The organism is Blautia sp. MSK18_10, assembly GCF_020553185.1.
GTDB classification, from domain to species: Bacteria; Bacillota; Clostridia; order Lachnospirales; family Lachnospiraceae; genus Blautia_A; species Blautia_A wexlerae.
On record NZ_JAJCGT010000011.1, the window covers coordinates 66,688 to 85,755 of the forward strand.

Annotated in this window: 16 protein-coding genes, 1 tRNA gene and 2 pseudogenes; 9 read left to right on the forward strand and 10 right to left on the reverse strand. The window is 42.3% G+C overall.

Translation table 11 applies throughout. The annotated features are described in order from the left end of the window. Positions 1-56: 56 nt before the first annotated feature. Both LI074_RS06865 and LI074_RS06870 read right to left on the reverse strand, forming a co-directional pair. The gene (locus LI074_RS06865) at positions 57-2,819 is read right to left on the reverse strand and encodes a molybdopterin-dependent aldehyde oxidoreductase (RefSeq protein ID WP_173698027.1); all 2,763 of its coding nucleotides are present in this window, start codon (positions 2,817-2,819) and stop codon (positions 57-59) included. Between the two features lie 36 nt (positions 2,820-2,855). Continuing rightward, a complete protein-coding gene (locus LI074_RS06870) occupies positions 2,856-3,116 on the reverse strand; it encodes a hypothetical protein (RefSeq protein WP_008708070.1) in 261 nt (86 codons plus the stop codon). A gap of 210 nt (positions 3,117-3,326) precedes the next feature. Between LI074_RS06870 and LI074_RS06875 the strand changes: the two genes are divergently transcribed. From LI074_RS06875 to LI074_RS06890, 4 genes are all read left to right on the forward strand, one after another. Further along, the gene (locus LI074_RS06875; RefSeq protein ID WP_008708069.1) at positions 3,327-4,256 is read left to right on the forward strand and encodes an NTP transferase domain-containing protein; all 930 of its coding nucleotides are present in this window, start codon (positions 3,327-3,329) and stop codon (positions 4,254-4,256) included. Continuing rightward, positions 4,249-5,322: a histidine phosphatase family protein gene (locus LI074_RS06880; protein WP_022380792.1), complete on the forward strand. Its 1,074-nt coding sequence runs from the start codon at positions 4,249-4,251 to the stop codon at positions 5,320-5,322. The genes LI074_RS06875 and LI074_RS06880 overlap by 8 nt, the downstream gene beginning before the upstream one ends. A gap of 69 nt (positions 5,323-5,391) precedes the next feature. Then, entirely contained in the window at positions 5,392-6,417 is a 1,026-nt protein-coding gene (locus tag LI074_RS06885; protein WP_022380791.1) for an XdhC family protein, read from the forward strand. Further along, positions 6,414-7,274 carry a TylF/MycF/NovP-related O-methyltransferase gene (locus LI074_RS06890; protein WP_022380790.1) on the forward strand — a complete coding sequence of 287 codons (861 nt, stop codon included), beginning with the start codon at positions 6,414-6,416 and terminating at the stop codon, positions 7,272-7,274. The genes LI074_RS06885 and LI074_RS06890 overlap by 4 nt, the downstream gene beginning before the upstream one ends. Before the next feature lie 336 nt (positions 7,275-7,610). Here LI074_RS06890 and LI074_RS06895 read toward each other — a convergent pair. The 5 genes from LI074_RS06895 to LI074_RS06915 form a co-directional block, all read right to left on the reverse strand. Next, positions 7,611-7,684, reverse strand: a tRNA-Arg gene (locus tag LI074_RS06895). Positions 7,685-7,867: 183 nt separating this feature from the next. After that, positions 7,868-9,100, reverse strand: coding sequence for an ABC transporter permease (locus tag LI074_RS06900; RefSeq protein WP_008708063.1), 1,233 nt, complete (start codon positions 9,098-9,100; stop codon positions 7,868-7,870). Further along, the gene (locus LI074_RS06905) at positions 9,093-10,925 is read right to left on the reverse strand and encodes an efflux RND transporter periplasmic adaptor subunit (RefSeq protein WP_173698028.1); all 1,833 of its coding nucleotides are present in this window, start codon (positions 10,923-10,925) and stop codon (positions 9,093-9,095) included. Before LI074_RS06905 ends, LI074_RS06900 begins: the two co-directional genes overlap by 8 nt. Positions 10,926-10,950: 25 nt before the next feature. Further along, entirely contained in the window at positions 10,951-11,682 is a 732-nt protein-coding gene (locus tag LI074_RS06910; RefSeq protein WP_008708059.1) for an ABC transporter ATP-binding protein, read from the reverse strand. A 240-nt stretch (positions 11,683-11,922) separates the two neighbouring features. Then, positions 11,923-13,314 (reverse strand): aminopeptidase, encoded by a 1,392-nt coding sequence (locus LI074_RS06915; RefSeq protein WP_118572457.1) that lies wholly within the window; start codon positions 13,312-13,314, stop codon positions 11,923-11,925. A gap of 275 nt (positions 13,315-13,589) precedes the next feature. Here LI074_RS06915 and LI074_RS06920 point away from each other — a divergent pair, with 275 nt between their 5' ends. Continuing rightward, positions 13,590-15,332, forward strand: coding sequence for an ABC-ATPase domain-containing protein (locus LI074_RS06920; protein WP_173698029.1), 1,743 nt, complete (start codon positions 13,590-13,592; stop codon positions 15,330-15,332). Positions 15,333-15,911: 579 nt separating this feature from the next. Next, positions 15,912-16,649, forward strand: coding sequence for a FadR/GntR family transcriptional regulator (locus tag LI074_RS06925; protein WP_055059906.1), 738 nt, complete (start codon positions 15,912-15,914; stop codon positions 16,647-16,649). A 109-nt stretch (positions 16,650-16,758) separates the two neighbouring features. On the opposite strand, the gene LI074_RS06930 is transcribed toward LI074_RS06925, so the two are convergent. Together LI074_RS06930 and LI074_RS17795 are read right to left on the reverse strand one after the other, a co-directional pair. Beyond that, complete coding sequence (locus LI074_RS06930; RefSeq protein ID WP_026650259.1) at positions 16,759-17,049, reverse strand: DUF6809 family protein; 291 nt, start codon at positions 17,047-17,049, stop codon at positions 16,759-16,761. A gap of 31 nt (positions 17,050-17,080) precedes the next feature. Continuing rightward, positions 17,081-17,185: pseudogene (locus LI074_RS17795) on the reverse strand (DUF6783 domain-containing protein); the annotation flags it as partial. Between LI074_RS17795 and LI074_RS17800 the strand changes: the two are divergent. The 3 genes and pseudogenes from LI074_RS17800 to LI074_RS06940 all read left to right on the forward strand — a co-directional run bounded on the left by LI074_RS17800 (position 17,144) and on the right by LI074_RS06940 (position 18,270). Next, positions 17,144-17,416 (forward strand): annotated as a pseudogene (locus LI074_RS17800) (DUF6783 domain-containing protein). The pseudogenes LI074_RS17795 and LI074_RS17800 sit on opposite strands and share 42 nt — an antisense overlap. 263 nt (positions 17,417-17,679) lie before the next feature. Next, complete coding sequence (locus LI074_RS06935) at positions 17,680-17,874, forward strand: hypothetical protein (protein WP_025581347.1); 195 nt, start codon at positions 17,680-17,682, stop codon at positions 17,872-17,874. A gap of 183 nt (positions 17,875-18,057) precedes the next feature. Next, positions 18,058-18,270 (forward strand): FeoA family protein, encoded by a 213-nt coding sequence (locus LI074_RS06940; RefSeq protein ID WP_022380784.1) that lies wholly within the window; start codon positions 18,058-18,060, stop codon positions 18,268-18,270. A 389-nt stretch (positions 18,271-18,659) separates the two neighbouring features. On the opposite strand, the gene LI074_RS06945 is transcribed toward LI074_RS06940, so the two are convergent. Then, entirely contained in the window at positions 18,660-18,992 is a 333-nt protein-coding gene (locus tag LI074_RS06945; protein ID WP_004845964.1) for a DUF3784 domain-containing protein, read from the reverse strand. Between the last annotated feature and the right edge of the window lie 76 nt (positions 18,993-19,068).

Here is a 19,068-nt window from a genome sequence, read left to right on the forward strand (position 1 = left end):
GGGAGACAGTCTCCCGTCTCCCCTTATTATATCACATGATAAAATTATACTGACAGTTATTTCTCAAGTTCCTTTAATGCTGCAAGAACCTTTTCAGGACGGGCAGGAACACGTGTGATACGTGCGCCTGTAGCATTGTAGATCGCATTCAGGATTGCAGGATGAGGAGCATCCAGCGGAGCCTCACCACAGCCGGCAGCACCGTAAGGACCGCTTGGGCGATATGTTTCATTGAAATGAAGTTCAATATCATCCGGCGCATCATTTGGATACGGAATGCCACAGTTCTTCAGAGAAGTATCATGGTTCAGATCCTCGAAATCTTCTGTAAGAGCAAGACCAATACCCTGTACAAGGCCGCCGTAGAAGTTGCCTTCTACAAGAAGTCTGTTCATGATGGTACCTACGTCAGCCACACAGGTGAATTTTTCAACTTTAACTTTACCTGTTTCTGTATTAACAGCAACTTCCGGAAGGAAGATCGTATACATGTAGGTTGCAAACGGATCACCCTGTGCTGTATCCTGATCGATCGGATGATCTGCACAGAAGGTTGTCACCCAGTTACCTTCATATTTTGTTGCAAGACCCTCAGCCACCATCTCATCATAAGTACGGAAGGTTCCGTCTTCTTTCTTCATGGCTGCCACAAGGTTTTCTGCTGCCAGACGACATGCATTACCTGACATAACCTGTGAACGTGATCCACCTGCAGGACCTGCATTAGGACATGTCTTGGTATCATTCATAACAAGTTTGATCTGTTCCGGTCTGATTCCTGCCTGACGAAGTGTTTCATGTGATGATACAAGAACCCCCATATCAGCGCCCTGTCCGTGATCTTCCCATGCAGCATACATTGTAACTGTTCCATCCGGATTCAGCTCTGCAAATGCGTTTGATGTATCAACACCATCAAGACCACAGCCATATACACCGAGAGATACACCGATACCATATTTGATCTTGCCATCAGAAGCTGTATTCTTTTCAGCCACACGTTTCTTAGCTGCTTCATACAGTGGACGAGCTGTCTTGAACAGTTCTTCTTCACAGTATACTTCAGGCGGATAACCTGTAGGGATCGTACTGCCTTCTGATTCTTTGTAACAGTTCATTTCACGGATATCGAAGGGGTCGATTCCCATCTTTGCAGCCAGAACATCTATCGCAATCTCAGATCCCATATAAGACTGAGGAGATCCGTAAGCACGGAATGCTGAACCCCATGCATGGTTTGTAAACACTGTTGTAGATTTATTACGGATAGAATTGATTCCATAGCCTGCACCTGTAAACTGGGAAAGTCTCATTGTAAGCAGATCACCGAATTCTGAGTATGGACCATGATCCACATAGTTATTGCCCCAGAGTGCAAGAAGCTTACCATTTTCATCTGCTGCAAGCTTGATATTCATAAATGCAGGGGATCTCTTTCCTGTATAAGTAATATTCTGGAACTGATTAAATACCAGAGACACAGGACGTTCAAGGATCTTAACAGCAGCGCCGATCAGAGCCTCATTTGTAGGAGAGAACTTGTAACCAAAGGTTCCTCCTGCATGGTTTTGAACAATTCGTAAGTTCTCCATTGGCACACCGATACCATCAGCGATCATAGGCATATGCAGATGGATACCAATGGATTTGGAATGAACAGTTATCATACCGTCTTCGTCAATGTAACCATAACCGCAGTCCGGCTCAAGATGAAGATGAGGCTGACGTGAACAGTAAGATTCGATCTCAACCTGCTGTGAATCCGGAATGCTGTCCCAGTCAAAATCAGGACCCTTGATACAGTTTGTCTCAAAGAATGCGTTCGGAATACCGGGATGAATCTCTGCCGCATCCGGTGCGATGGCATCCATTGCATTCATATATGCAGGAAGCTCTTCGATCTCAACTTTAACTGCTTCTGCTGCTGCCCTTGCATGCTCTTCTGTATCAGCAGCTACGATGGCAATCGCATCACCAAACTGGAAGATTTTTTCATCGCAAAGTACAGGACGTTCGAAACCGTCTGTCTTGTTGTGTTTTGGAAGCATTACAAGACCATTGATCTTATTGGTTCCGCCTGCTGCCTTAATATCTTTTGCTGTGATAACACGAACAACACCAGGCATACTCTCTGCTTCTGCTGTGTCAATATTGAGGATATTTGCATGAGAAACCTTTGCCTGTGTAAGAGCAAGGCGAAGTGTTCCTGATGGCATCTTTAATGCATCATCTGCACCAAAGTCCCAGGTACCTGTTACCTTCTGTGCTGCTGACGGACGGATATAATTTGTTCCAACAATAGAATCACCTGTCTGTTTGAACACAAGGTCTTCCTTTGTCATCTCGCCGCGCATAACTGCTGCTGCAGCCATAGTAGCATCGATCAGCGGCTTATAGCCTGTACAACGGCAGAGATTACGCTGTTTGTTAAACCAGTCTCTTACCTCCTCACGGGTAGGACTTGGATTATTGTCCAGAAGCACTTTTGCTGAAATAATAAATCCCGGTGAACAGAAACCGCACTGTGCGCATCCATATGCCATCCATGCAACCTGGATCGGATGCATATCAGAAAGTGTTCCCACACCTTCAATGGTTGTGATCTCTGCATGATCGGGAACACGGCTCATCTTGTAGATACAGGATCTTGTGACTTTTCCGTTCATAATAACATTACAGGCTCCACAGTGACCTTCACCGCAGCCAATCTTACATCCTGTAAGAAGAAGGTGATCACGGAGCACCTGCGCCAGTGTCTCATCCTTATCAAGAATAAGTATTCTCTCAACACCATTAATCTTCAATGTCTTTTTAATCATGTCCCATTCCTCCTTTTAAAAAAATTCATTTCAATCTTACTGATCTTCAGGCTTATGTGTTCCGCACGAATCATGGTCAGCTCCCCTGCCTGTCAGATCTTTCAGTCTCTCTATTCCTCTGGCGGAATAGAAAACAATGGAAGAGCTGCTCCCGTCCAGATTCTCACCGCTGAGCTTTAAAACATTTGCATTCTCATAATAATCGATGGGAAGCGTCCGGCTATATACAACCCCTGTACGCTCATCTTTTACCTGTACAGTAACTTCTTTTGCGGTAATCTCAAAAATCTTATCCATAAAAAAGTTCTCCTGTCCACGTTATTTTATATATCCATACTACCATAATTTTGCACAATTATACAAATTACAAATAATTAATAGTTGGCTATTTTATATATTACAGACAATTTTATTTTGTTTCATTTAAAATTTTAACTATTTTTATTCTTTTATATGTTATAATAATATCAAATTTGTATAATATCATTGAAAGAAGGAGGTATCTAAATGCAGACAGGCGCCCTCATCGTGGCTGCGGGGAAATCATCACGAATGGGAGACTTTAAACCCATGCTTCAGCTTGGCTCCATTTCCATCGCACAGCGCGTGATCAATAATTTCCGGCAGGCCGGAATCTCCAAAGTAGTAGTGGTAACCGGATATCATGCAGATGTTCTGGAATGCCACCTGGCTTCCAATAATGTAGTCTTTCTTCGAAATGAGAACTATGCAAACACTCATATGTTTGATTCTGTCCGAATCGGACTTGAGTATCTGAAAGACAAAGTGGATACGGTACTCTTTACACCTGTTGATGTTCCGCTGTTCACAGCCCAGACAGTCACTCAAATGCTCTCTCTGGGGCGTCCCCTTGTAACTCCGGTCTGTAATGGCAATCCCGGTCATCCCATTCTGATCCGTTCCACACTGATTGATTCCATCCTAAGTGATGACGGAAAATCAGGACTTAAAGGTGCTGTGGATAACTGCGGGGAACCCATGTATTATCTTAATGTAAAGGATCCCGGTATTATTCATGATGCTGATACACCAGAGGATTATGCTGAACTTCTCCGCATACACAACCAGAGCTTGATCCGTTCTGAAATCCATATTCAGCTAGCCCGGGAAAAAGTTTTTTTTGATGAAAAACTCTATTCGCTGCTTACACTGATCCATGAAACAGGATCTGTCCGCGATGCCTGTGAGCGCATGCACATTTCCTATTCTACCAGCTGGAACCTGATCCATACCCTGGAATCACAGCTTCATGAACCTCTGATCATCAGAAGCCAGGGCGGTACAAGGGGAAGCCATAGCGAACTGACACCATACGGCGAAGAATTTCTGAAACGATATGCCCGTTTTTCAGAAGAAACACGTTCCTGTTCAAAAAAAATATTTGAAGAATGTTTCGGAGGGTTTTTAAATGCGTAACCTTTATCTGGTCCGGCATGGAAAACCACAGTATCCGGATGAACATTCTTACTGTGTAGGACAGACAGATTTCTCTCTATCCATGCTTGGACATCTGCAGGCAGTCCTTCTTAATGAAGAATTGTCCGATAAAATATCAGGGGTATACTGCAGTCCTTTGTTAAGAACTGTTGAGACAGCAGGCCATATGGCACCTGAGCTTCCACATATCATTGTTTCTGATCTGTCAGAACGAAATCTGGGAGAATGGGATGGCCTTTCTTTTGATGAAATACGCCAGAGATGGCCGGACATTTATAAAGCGCGTGGGAATAACCCTGATCATCCGATCCCGGGAGCAGAAACTCCTGCTGCATCTGGTTTTCGCTTTTCGCAGGCAGTTCATAAGATTCTTTGCGCTTCTGAAGGTGATATTGCAGTGGTAACTCATACAGATGTAATCTCTTCTTATTTACATGCATTACATTCTGATATGTACAGCAGGCAGCAGTTTCGTCTGCCCTGCGGCTCTTACTATCATCTGGAAGTGAATGAAAAAAATAATATTTCTTTCTCTGATCCCAGTTATATACTGCCTCATCCTGAATTAAATGACGGACTATGTCTCAGGCTTCGCAATGCTGTTTCTCTGCCCCGTCATGTACAAGCTCACAGTGATGCTGTTACTGAACTTGCCTGTTGTTTATGCAATATGCTGGAATCCAATGGTTATATCTTTGACCAGAAGCTTGTTCGCTCCGGTGCACTTCTGCATGATATTGCCAGACTTCAGAGGCATCACGCGAAAACAGGCGGTGAACTTTTCTTACAGTTAGGTTATCCTGAGATCAGCCAGATCATTTCACAGCACCATGGTCTGTTGGAAGCCACGCTGGATGAAGCAGCTATTGTATTTCTGGCTGATAAACTGATTCAGGAAACACAGCGTGTAACCATAGAAAAAAGATTTGCCGACAGCATGAGTAAATGCAAAAGTCCGGAAGCTCGCAAAGCTCATGAGCAGCAGTTAGAACAAGCCCGCAAACTGCAGGACATGATACAATCACTCTGCCATATCACGCTTTAGTTCAGGCGGGCAGACGTACACAACTGGAGCAGAAAAATCACTTAATTTAGTTAGGAGGTATTTTATTATATGAGAACATTATTTCAGACAATAAAACAACAATTCCTGGAGGGAAACGATCTTGTACTTGTTTCCGTTACAGCATCCTCAGGGTCTACACCAAGAGGTGCCGGTTCCCGCATGCTGGTCGGAAAAAACGGCAGAATTTCCGGAACCATCGGAGGTGGAGCTGTAGAATATCGTGCTGAATGTATGGCATTGGATATTCTTGAAAAAAAGGAATCCTGCGAGCATGAATTCCGGCTGAATCATAAAGATGTTGAAAATATTGGTATGATCTGTGGTGGTGATGTTACGGCCTTTTTCCAGTATCTTGATCATAACGATCCGATTATTATGGAAATCACGGAAACTGCTGAAAAATTCTATGAAGAGCGAAAAGATTTCTGGCTGATCTGCGATCTTCTCACCATCTCCGGTGTGAGCCTTTACAGTCCTGCATGCGGTCTCATCGGAACTGCCAATGTTCCTTCTTCTGTATTATCTTCTTTGTCTCTAAAGCCACACCGATATCACAGTGAAGATTATGATCTGTTTTCTGAACAGATTGGAACCTCAGGAACTGTCTATGTATTCGGCGGCGGACATGTCTCACAAAAGCTTGTCCCAATCCTTGCAAGCGTTGATTTTCGCTGTGTTGTCCTGGATGACCGGCCGGAATTTACAAATCCTGCTCTTTTCCCAGGAGCAGTTGAAACAATACTTTGTGATTTCAACCATCTGGACCAGTATGTTTCTATTACAGCTGCTGATTATTGCTGCGTCATGACACGTGGACATTCCTATGATACCATTGTACAGGCACAGCTTCTCGCTACACCTGCATGTTATATAGGCGTCATTGGAAGCCGTGCAAAAAAAGCTGCTGTATTTCGCCGTCTGATTGAAGAATACAACATTAATGAACAAGATTTAAACCGTATCATCTCACCTATAGGACTGGAGATCAAAGCAGAAACACCGGCTGAAATCGCCATCTCCATCACAGGACAGATGATCCAGGTTCGCGCTGACAGAAAGGATACATCAAAATGATGGCAAAATCAGTATATAAAACTGTAATATTTGGTGCCGGACAAATTGGACAAATGACCGCAAGACTTCTCAGCAGTCCCTGTCAGCTCCTGTGCTTTGCTGATAATGACCCCCATAAACACGGATCATATATTGGAAATATTCCAGTCTGTTCTCCGGATACTGCAGCAGCACTTCTCCCGGATCTGGTCATCCTGGGAGTTCTGGATGAAGAACGGCGCAATTCTATGATAAAGCAGATGGAAAACTTAGGTTATCACGGACCTTTTCGTGATTCCTCCGTCCTTCGCATGTTTGACGCACGGGTTGCTGTTATGCGTCTTTTATCTGAGCAGATCTATCAATTGGATATTCCGGGAAATGTTGCAGAACTAGGTGTTTTTCGAGGTGAATTTTCTTCCCTGATCAGTGCAGCCTTTCCAGACCGAAAAATCCATCTTTTTGATACTTTTGAGGGATTTTCAGAAAAGGATATCACAATAGAAGCCTCCGGTAATCTGTCCCGTGCCAAAACAGGTGATTTTTCTTCTACTGATATTGACTCTGTTCTTCATGTTATGCCTAATCCTACACGTACTGTGATCCACAAAGGATGGTTTCCGGATACCTTTTCCGATGTCACAGATGAAACTTTTTGTTTTGTATCTCTGGACGCAGATCTCTATGCTCCAACTGCAGCCGCACTTCCTCTGTTCTATGAACGCCTGGCCACCGGAGGAGTTCTCCTGATCCACGATGTGTACAGTACACAGTTTTCCGGATGTCGAAAAGCGGTCGGGGAATTCTGTCTGAAAAACCATCTGTTTGCAGATCCTGTATGCGATCTGCATGGAAGCGCAATGATCCGAAAATTATAAAAGGAAACGCCGGAACCGGTATTTACCGGAACCAGCGTTTCTTTTTCATTTATTTATTGTATAGCCCTTTTCCACGTCCATGCCTAACCTTTATAAAGTTCCTTTCAGAACATTTTCCAACGCTTCTCATGGAAGTAATTTCAGGACTGGCCAATCAAAAAAATAACCGCTAGAAGCCTTGATTTCTAGCGGTTCTACGTGCGTTAGAGGTTGCTGCGTGCCAGTGGCACGCGTTTAGCAACGACCGGAGCGAAGCGTAGATCGAACCCGTTCGAGTCCGACCCGGACTTGAAAAAAAATAAGACAGTGCATTTGCACTGTCTTATTTTTTATTAGCGTGCGTTAGAGGATTCGAACCCCCGGCCTTTTGGTCCGTAGCCAAACGCTCTATCCAGCTGAGCTAAACGCACATCCTTGTGAAGTTCTTATCTCGTGTCCCTCACAACAATGAGTATTCTACTCTATACTGGAGCATTTGTCAACACTTTTTTTGAATTTTTTATTTTTTTCTTTTGATTCGCAAAATTATAACAATTTACAACTATTCTGTAATGATATCAGAACACCAAAATACCATCGCAGTCCTGTTTTCATTAATTCCGCCGCAAAGCCTCGATCGGGCTCAGTTTTGCTGCTTTCTTCGCAGGATAAATTCCAAAGAATACTCCTACTGCACAGGAAAACAAAGTCGCCGCCATAATTGTACTCAGGCTGATTCCCGGAGTGATGGACATTCCCATACTGCTGCTTATGATTGAACAGATCACATATCCGCCAATCACACCCAGAACAATTCCTATCACCCCTCCAATCACCGTCAGAATTGCCGCCTCTGCCAGAAACTGCATCATAATAGAAGAGGTTTTCGCTCCCAGTGACTTACGGATACCAATCTCTCTGGTACGTTCTGTTACGGAAACCAGCATAATATTCATAACGCCGATACCGCCAACCAGAAGGGAAATTCCCGCCACAAAGGAGATAAAAGCAGTCACCATATCCAGCATCTGATTCATAGAGCTCATAATATCCTGAAAGCTCTGTACCTGAAAGTAATCTTTTCCTGCACACTGATGTCTTTTTTCCATCAGTTTTACCACTTTGTCAGCAACATCCTGACTGTTTAAGCTCTTATCTGCCTGCATTGTTACTGAGAAAAAGTAATCGGATACACCAGTGAATTCATTCATTGTAGTATAGGGAACATTAATAGTCACCGGCATTCCCTCATAAGTATAACTGACAAAGGTTCCATTTTCTTTCTGGGTTGTCACCCCGCAGATACGAAGACTTTTGGTCAGTCCATAACAATTGACATCTACAGTCATTCCAACCACATCATCTGTGCCAAAGAGTCTTTTTGCATCTGCATCGGAAAGCACACAGACATTTTTTGCTTCCTGAACTTCATTTTCCCCGAAATATACTCCATGCTTCATGGTGGCATTATTTAACAGCTTTGCATCCGGTCCCTCACCCGTCAGCATAAGAGAAAAATTTCCCTTACCTGTGGTAGTTTCTCCACTGAATGAATCCGAAACATTTACTCCTTCTATACCGTCTACCGCCCGGATTGCTTCCACATCATCCGCAGTGATCCACTCCTCATCTGTCTGTGCCTCATCGCTGACACTGATAGCAATCTGCCCGCCGCCGATATCATCAATTTCACTGTTCATCTGGTTCTTGGTTCCTTCACCCACAGATACAATGGCAATTACAGAAGCAATGCCAATGATAATGCCAAGCATAGTCAGAAAAGAACGTCCCTTATTTGCCATAATATTATGGACTGCCATCTTGATATATTCATACAGATTACTCATCGGCATCCTCTCCTGTCTGTTCAGGAACTGCCTGTACTTCCATTCCCTCTGTGTAATCACCCAGATCTGCGATTACTTCTTCTCCTTCTTTGATTCCGTCCGTAATTTCCACATAATCCTCTGAGCTGATTCCTGTGGTAATATTTCTCTTTGTCACCAGTCCATCTTCTATTACATAGCAGAAGGAGCCTTCTTTTCCGATATTGACCACTTCCACAGGAAGAGTCACCACATTTTTCGCAGAAGCCGCATAAATCTTAACCTTTGCATCTACTCCCAGGAAAATATCTTCATCTGGATTATCAATGCTTACTGTTGCTGAAATGACCGGCGTTCCTTTTTCATTCTGCACCGCAATATGACTCATTTTTGTTACAGTACCCTGATAAGTATTATCCCCCAAGGTAATCTCAACAGACTGCCCCTCTTTCACTGTGTTATAATCATATTTAGAGAGAGTCACATCCACACTTGCCTTGTCTGTATTCTCAATAGTAAACAGTTCCATACCCTGAGTAACTGCTGCTCCCTGCTTAATATCTGCCTTGGATATGATTCCGTTAAATTCCGCGGTGATTCCTTTCTTTCCTTCCTTCACCAGTTCCTCGGCTGATTTTGCGTCCAGTTCGGAAAGATTATCTGTTACTTTCAGTTTCTCTTTTTCTTCTTTTGTCAGGCTTGTGGAATCTGCCTCTGCGATAGCTTTCTCAGAAGCCAGATCTGACTGAAGCTCTGCAAGTTCATCGCTTGCTGTCTCAAGTGCACTTTCCAGAGCAGAAGTATCCGCAGTTACTGTCCCGCCATCACTTCCACTGTAATCATATCCGTAGGAGGAAGAATCTTCCCCATCGCTGTCATCTGCATCTGAACCGTCTGAAATTCCCCATGAGTAATCTGCACTGCTTTCTGTGAAATCAGAAAGTACCGGCATTTTCGGTGTCTGCTGCTTAAGATCATTATAAGTCTGCTGTGCCTGCTGCATTGCGAGCTGTGCCTGTGTTCTTGCAGCCTCCGCATTATCCAGAGCCTGTGTATTCTCATCTGAAGGGTCTGCCTGCCATGTTGCAAATGCCATCTGATATGTGGTGTCTGCCTGATTATAATCGCTTTGTGCCTGATTATACTGTGCATTCAGATCTGAGAGCTGCTGCTGGTACTGCGGAAGAGTCTCCGTCTTGTATGTATAAAGTGCGGCCTGATATTTACTCTGGATTTCCTCCTGTTTCTTTGCCTCTGCCTGGGCTTTTGCCTGAGCTTCCTGCTGCTGTGCCTGAGCCTGAGCTGCTGCCTGTGCGGATGCCTGAGCTGCCGCTTCACGCTGTGCCGCTGTTGCAGCCGCTGAGATCTGTGATTTCAAAGACGAGACATAAGCTTTTTTATCCTTTATTTTCTTCTCAAGCTCCTGAACATTCTTTTTGGCATCCTTCTGCTTCTTCTCTGCTTTGTCAGATTTATTTCTTGTATCCTTTGTATCATACTTTGTTGATTTCAGATTCAGTTCTGCTTTCCGATTATCTTTCTCCAGATCCTCTGTATTAAACTCGATCAGTTTTGTTCCCTTTTTCACCACATCTCCCTGGGCAAAAGAAACCGTTTTCAGCTCTGCATTTACAGGAGAATAATAGGTCTTCTCCTCTTCACTTCCCACTGTTCCTGTAGCATCTACAATTTCCTCAACATCACCCTTCTCTGCAATTACCACCTGAACCTGCGGGATCTGATTTTCTGTGGAATTCCTCTGACCTGCTACTGTAACTCCGCCGGCAACAACGAGAACAGCCGCTGCTCCAATAATAATTTTCTTTTTACTTTTCTTTTTTTTCATAATATTTGTCTCCTTGTAACCGGGTTTATGCATCCAGCTGATTTTTTATATATTCTTCTTTCCCATAGTTTTTATTGATAAAATCTGACTCTATCTTTCCATCCATAATTCTGACTACACGCCTTGCCTGAGCAGCAATCCCATTATCATGTGTGATCAATATGACCGTTTTTCCCTGCTCGTGCATACTTTTAAGAATCTGAAGAATCTCCTTACTGGATGCAGAATCCAGATTTCCTGTAGGTTCATCTGCCAGGATCACCGGTGGCTGGGCCGCGATTGCTCTTGCAATAGCCACCCTCTGCTGCTGTCCTCCTGACATTTCATTTGGTCTGTGATCCATACGTTTCTCAAGCCCTACCATGGTCAGTGACTCTACTGCCAGCTTATGTCTCGTTTTTCTGTCTACCCCTCTGTAAACCAGCGGTAGTTCCACATTTTCAATTGCAGTCAGATTTGAGATCAGATTAAATCCCTGAAAAATAAATCCGATCTCCCGGTTTCTGACTTCTGAGAGTTCATTGTCTTCCATTGTGGACACATCAGTTCCATTCAGAAAATATTCGCCGGATGTAGGCACATCCAGACAACCCAGCATATTCATAAATGTAGACTTTCCTGAACCTGACTGTCCGATAATAGCAACAAACTCACCCTTATTAATTTCCAGATTAATATGATCCAGCGCCCGTACTTCATTCTCGCCGGGATTATATATTTTACACAAATCTTTTACTCTGATCAGCGCTTCCTCCATCTTTCCCTCCCGTCTATTAAATATCCTGCTCCAATCCAGATCTTACAGAATCGCAACCTGCCTTTCGTAAGATATCAGAAATACCTTTTACAATCATAACCTCACTTATATGTTAAAAGGGCAGCGCTTCAGTTTTCCAAAAGCTCTGCCCTTATCTGCGGAATCTGCAAGTCTCTGTTATCAGAAACGATACAGCTTCCACGATTTCTTCATATTTTTATTCTGCATCTGCCCGACTTTTTATGCTTCCAGCAGAAATGCCTTATATGCTTTCTTAGCTTCGTAAATATCTGCCTTACTTGTCACTTCCCATGGTGCATGCATACTGAGCACTGCCACACCGCTGTCAATGACTTCCATTCCATAAAGCGCTGCGATATAAGCGATTGTTCCGCCTCCGCCTACATCAACTTTACCAAGCTCAGCTGTCTGGAACGCAACTTCATGGCTGTCAAAAATATTTCTGACTCTTGCCACATATTCTGCATTTGCATCATTTGATCCGGATTTACCTCTTGCTCCGGTAAATTTATTTAATACGATACCTCTTCCAAGATAAGCTGCATTCTTTTTCTCAAATGCCTCCCCATAAGCCGGATCATAGCCTGCACTTACATCAGAGGAAAGCATACTGGAATTCTTCAGAGTTCTTCTCAATCTCAGATCACTGTAGCATCCCATTGCATCCAGAAGTTCAGCCACTGCGTTCTCAAAGAAACGTGACTGCATACCGGTTGCACCTACGCTTCCAATCTCTTCTTTATCAGTAAACAGACAGCAGGAAGTGTGTTTCGGGGTGTCCATCCCAAGCATTGCAAGCAGAGAAGTATATGCGCACACTCTATCATCCTGTCCATAAGCAGCGATCATACTTCTGTCCAGACCACACTCTCTTGCCTTTCCTGCCGGTACGATCTCCAGCTCTGCAGAAAGAAAATCTTCCTCTTCCATATCATACTTCTCTTTAAGGATATTCAGTACATTCTGTTTTACTGCCTCTTTCTTCTTATCATCTTCCAGGTCTTTCAGTGGTCTGCTGCCGATCAGGATGTCCAGATTCTCTCCCTCGATCACTTCTGTCGCTTTTTTCTGCATCTGCTTTCCTGCAAGATGGATCAGAAGGTCTGTGATATATACGATCGGATCATCCTCATCCTCACCGATATTTACTTCTGCTGTACTTCCGTCTTTCTTTACCACTACGCCATGGATTGCCAGGGGAAGAGTCACCCACTGGTATTTCTTAACACCGCCATAATAATGGGTATCCAGATATGCAAGATCCGTATCCTCATATAATGGATTCTGTTTGACATCAAGACGTGGAGAATCAATGTGTGCTCCCAGAATATTCATTCCCTCAGAAATATCATCCTGTCCGATATGAAACAGTGCAATGATCTTCTTCATTCCGACTGTATAAACTTTATCTCCTGCTTTCAGTTTCTCACCCTTCGCAGTCTTCTCTTCCAGAGATTCATAACCTGCTGCCCGTGCTTCTCTGATGATCTGCGTCACACATTCACGCTCTGTTTTTCCCACATTAAGAAAATTGCGATACGCTTTTGCAACCTGCTCCAGTTCTTTTTCTTCTGCTTCTGTATAAGAAAGCCATGCATTTCTACGTTCCATTTACTGTTCCGCCTTTCTTTATGACTGTCATTCATAGTATTGCTTTGATAACGGTAACTATTCATCAGTTCGCTATTATGTAATGATATTGAACAATTACCTGTTTTTCATTATAAAACATCCTCTGAAAATTTTCCATATGATTAATACTTATTTGTCAGTGGACATTATGGTTCATTTCCGCTATAGTTGATGGCAGGTTAATGTTTCTCCTCTCAAATTCATTATTTGCGAGGATTATTATAAAAATATCTGCAATACCAGGAGGTTCTGTCATGAAAAATTCAGAGGAACTGCGTCAGCAGCTTCGTTCCATAAACCGCAAAAGTTATCCGGCATATAAAGGGCTGAAAGGTCTGTATCATTTTGGAAATTATATTCTGTCCATCGACCATGTGCAGGGAGATCCTTTTGCTTCTCCCTCTCATGTCAGCATTCAGATTTCACACAGAGATGCCGGATTTCCCGTCGAATATTATAAAGATACGCTTACCGGGACTACTCTTTGCGACTATCTTACACGTCAGTTTGAAAAACAGGTCAGTCAGTACAGCTTTCGTGCAAAAGGCTCCGGCAAAAGCGGCCTGCTCACTGTCAGTCATTGTGGTCAGGAGATTCTTTCCCGGACAGCCTGTGAAATAACAGAAAAAGGCATAACCGCCCGCTTTTTTGTGGGCTTCCCTGCTAATGGACGCACGATCAATGCCACTGAACTGGAGAAAATCTTTTTTGATTTTCTGCCCGTATGCATTCAAAAATCCTTTTTCTACTCCAGCCTTAATGCAAAGGAATTACAGAATTATATAGAGCTTGCAGAGGATCAGGAATTTATCCGTCAGACGCTGCCCGCAAAAAATCTCTGCGCATTCATAGCCGACGGCTCCATCCTCCCAAGAGAAAGCGGTATTTCCTCCCGCCCTATGAAAGCTTCCGTTCCCTTTACTTCTCCGGACAGTCTGCGCATTTCCATAAATCTTCCCCATAAAGGAAAAATCACAGGCATGGGGATTCCAAAGGGAATCACTCTGATCGTAGGCGGTGGATATCATGGTAAATCCACGCTTCTGAATGCACTTGAACTTGGTGTATACAATCATATCCCCGGAGATGGACGTGAATACGTGATCACAGATGCAACTGCTGTCAAACTGCGTTCAGAAGATGGCCGTTTTATCAAGGATGTGGATATTTCCATGTTTATAAATGATCTTCCAAACAAGAAAGATACCCACTGTTTCTCTACACTGGATGCCAGTGGAAGCACTTCCCAGGCAGCCGGTATCGTAGAAAGCATGGAAGCCGGAAGCCACCTTTTTCTTCTTGACGAAGACACCTCCGCAACTAACTTCATGGTTCGTGATACTTTCATGCAGCAGGTTATTCAGCGTGAGAAAGAGCCGATCACTCCGTTTCTGGAGCGTGCAGAAGATCTTTATAAAAAAGCAGGGATTTCTACAATTCTTGTTGCCGGAAGTTCCGGGGCATTCTTTCATATTGCAGATACAATTATCCAGATGGACAATTACGTTCCAAAAGATATTACAGCTTCTGTCAAAAAATTATGCAGCCAATATCCTCTGCCTGCTGTTTCAGTTACTGATTTTCAGCTTCCGCACAGCCATCGCATTATGAGCAGACCTGCCGAATCTTCTAAGCACCTTAGACATAACAGCCGTGGAAATCATTCCGATTCCGGTGCCGCAAAACCTGAGCGCCTGAAAACCAGAATCTCCGGAACAGATGGCTTCTCTCTCGGCAGACAGGAGATTGATCTCCGCTATACAGAACAGCTTATTGACGCAGAACAGACCGCTGCCTTAGGTCTCCTGCTGAAATATGCAGTTGAACATCTGGCAGACGGCAGACGTACCCTGCCTGAGATTGTGCAGTTTCTCTGGAAAAATCTCTCTTTACATGGTCTGTCCTTCTTTACGGAGAATCAAAAAATTTCCTGTGGTTACGCTACTCCCCGTATTCAGGAAATTTATGCCTGTCTTAATCGTTACAGAGGTTTATAAGAAAGAATCCTGCTTCAGTGACATAATAAAATCACCGCTTCTCCGTCGATCTTGTCGGCTAAGCGGTGATTCACGTTCATTTTACACTTTTTAGGGAAAGGAAAGATTTTCTCTTAAGGTACGTCATTTCCTTAAGATATAAATATCATAACCTATAAATGTGAGAGAAATTTGTCTAATTTCTAATATAATTATAAAATTTATAAAAAAACTGCAAAAATTTGTTACTGTTCACTCCGTTCTCAGCAACACAAAAGTTTTACACTTTTAGAAATTTTGTAGGAATCAGTTGCATCTCCCTTTCAATCCGTTATAATATTAGATGTATGTAACTATTTAATAATCAAAGAAATCTCTGCGGAACAGTTATCTGATATAGAGCTGCATAACACAACAAAGGTTAGTACACCGTTTTCGAAATAACTATATCACTCACTTGTCTGCGAATCCGATTGCACAGGTATAAAAGCCTCAGCGTAGCCCGTACGCCTGCGTTTTTATACCTGCACACTCGAATCCGCATCTTACGCGATAGGTATAGTTATTTACGAAACGATGTACCAGGAAAGAGGAAAATAAATGTTTAGAAAAATAGATAAAACCAGTACATTCAACGATGTTCTGAAACAAATTATCGAAAATATCCAAAACGGAGAATTACAACCCGGCGATGCACTTCCTGCTGAACGTATTCTGGCAGAAGAATTCGGAATCTCCAGACCAGCATTACGAGAAGTCCTAAAGGCTCTTTCCCTGCTCGGGATTACTGTCAGCGTACATGGCGGTGCCAATTATATTGCAACTGATCTTCACAGCTGTCTTACTGAACCTCTGTCTATCATATTTCAAATGTACAACAGCAAAATTCAGGATGCATTGCAGCTTCGAGGCGCACTGGAAAGCAAAGCTGCTTTTCTCGCTGCCCAAAACTGTACACCGCTGGATGCTGCTGAACTCCAGCTTATCATTGCCAGACTGGACAGCACTCAGGATGAAAAAATCCGCGGTGATCTGGATCGTGATCTGCATCTGAAAATTGCTCAGATTTCTGACAATCCATTAATACTGAGTGTCTTAAATGCCTCTGCACAGATTACCGAAAATATGATCGTTGGAATACGTTCCTATCTTATGCAGAAAAATAACGATGCACCGGAGATTGATTCCCAGCACACTCGGCTTGTTCAGGCAATAACCAATAATGATGCACCTCTTGCAGAAAAAGTTATGAACGAACATATGCATACTATAGAATATCTCCTGAATGAAATTACGTCTGACAACCTCACAATTTCTGATAACGTTCAACAACCATAAATTATCCTGATCATGTTATCAAAAATTATATGTCAGCCCCACTTATCAGACCTATGGCAATCCTCTAAAATCATACTTTATCTGGAGAATTGCCATATCTGCTTTACAATCATTCTGTTTCTTCACTGAAAATCTCGCACATCAGCCTTGCACCTGTTTTAAATCCCATGGCAAAACTTTCTTCCAGCTCCTGTGGATATATTTCCATATGTTTATTCATCAGTTCATCCAGTTCTTCAGCAAGCTCATCTGTCAGTTGAACTCTCAATTTCTGATAGTACTGGTATGCCTTCTCTTTTTTCTCTTTACATAAATCATCATGCATTACTGACATTTCATTTTTTTCTCTATTGTCATTATCCATATACATACCATACAGTTTCCGAATCACATTTTCCATATATTTACCCAGTCTCTCTGAAAATATTTATTTACTGCATTCTAGAGCGTGTCTGAAAAAGGCTTTCTGCAAGATGTGCGTCACAATTTGTGGGATATTTTGCCCGGATGAGGGCGCCGTAGCGGGCTACGACAACTGAATTCGGGTGAAATATCCCGCAAAGTGGGGCGTGCAGATTGCGGGAATGATTTTTCAGACACACTCTAATGTTACAAGTATTCCCCACATATTCATAACTCACTCATACTATCGCATCAAATTAATTCTTACAACAGTCTCGCAGGATAACCTTTCTATTTCAAAGCGAAGAAAAGTAATACTAATATGTATTATAAAATTGTGTTATATCAATGTCAATCCTGTGTAACTATACTTTATATCATAACAGTGATTACGGAGATCAAAATTATAGCAATCCTCGTAAATAATGCATTTAAGACAGTTCAGCAGAGTGCGAAAGACAAGGAAGATATCTGCAGGCGTGCTGATGCACGGCAAAGATATCTGACGCAGGATTTCACACTCTGATGGGCTGGATTAAGATGCATTATTTCAGAGGATTGCTATAGAATAAGCAATATCAATTATGATAACCATTCACTAATAAATGTTTATACAGGAGGGATAATCATGCCAAACGACTTTATTGTCCGGCCAAAATGTACAGATAAAAAAGAAGACAGATCAATCACCATGACCATTCGCCTTGAACGTGAACTGCAAGAACAATATGATGACTTGTCTGCCAAAAGCGGACGCTCAAGAAATGAATTAATGTGCATGGCACTCCGCTATGCACTTGATAATCTGAAATTTATCGAATAAATTATATGTATATGCGGAAAAAAGTCCCTGAAAATATCTGAATAAATGAATGATTATTTAAGTATTGTATGAAATAATGTTATAATTGACGAACTAATACTCATAGATATACAATTACTTCAATAACAGCAATAAATTATCTGACATTATTTACCATATTACTTTATACAGGGAGGTTTTTTTATGCATTCATTATCAGATTCTACTCAGGGATACACTTACACCATTAAATGGATGTTCGGACTGCCAGAAGTTATGAAATCCATGCACGATATGGATATTCATGAAGGCAGCACGATTCGTGTTCTCCGCAAATTCCACGATTCTCTTATAATTTCTTCTGCAAACCGAAAGATCGTTCTTGGAAATGAAGTTGCAGACAGAATACAGGTATAGTGCTTTATATTTAAATGTGGCGAAATTTACAAGACAAAGGCCGGATAAATGCTGTAACATTCAGCATTTATCCGGCTTATTCTTATCTCTGTTCTATCAGGCATCAGTTCTCCGGCTTAATAATTGTTCTCTGAATTACAAGAAGAAAGAGGCGCAAATAAGGTATACAACTGTAAACATTGTGTTCAAGTGCGTTTAAACCTATAAGCAAAAAAATAAGAGAAACGCTGTAAAATCAACGTTTCTCTCACTTAAAATCATGCCGCAGACCGGAATCGAACCGTTTTAAGCAATCACAAATACTGATAGAAAGGGGCTTTGAGGACTTCATCACGGTTGCGGTGTTCAAAAAGTGTTCAAACGTTTGTCGCATACAAACTAAAAAGTTGTTACTTTCTGCATAGTGTATTTCCTAAAATGATAATTACTACGACATCAACCAAAATAATCCCCAATGCAATATATACAAAAAATGCAGGCAAAATATTTTCAAGCAAGCCCATTGTCAATGCAAGAATTGCTATAATAGACATTCCAATTCCTATTGTTCTGCATAACTTCTTTTCATCATATTTTTCCTTTTCTTCTTTTGAAGCCGTATTATATCCGGAAATAAACCAACTCCCGTGTCCAGAAAGTAAAATAATAGAAAATACAGCAAATATCACAAAGACAATCCACACTATCCAATCAGGACCTGTTGCTAAATCTACTAATTTCATTTATAAGCACCTCCTTAAATACCGATTGAACAAAATCGCTGCGCGATGGCCTGCCAAGGCTGTGGCGCAGTTTTAT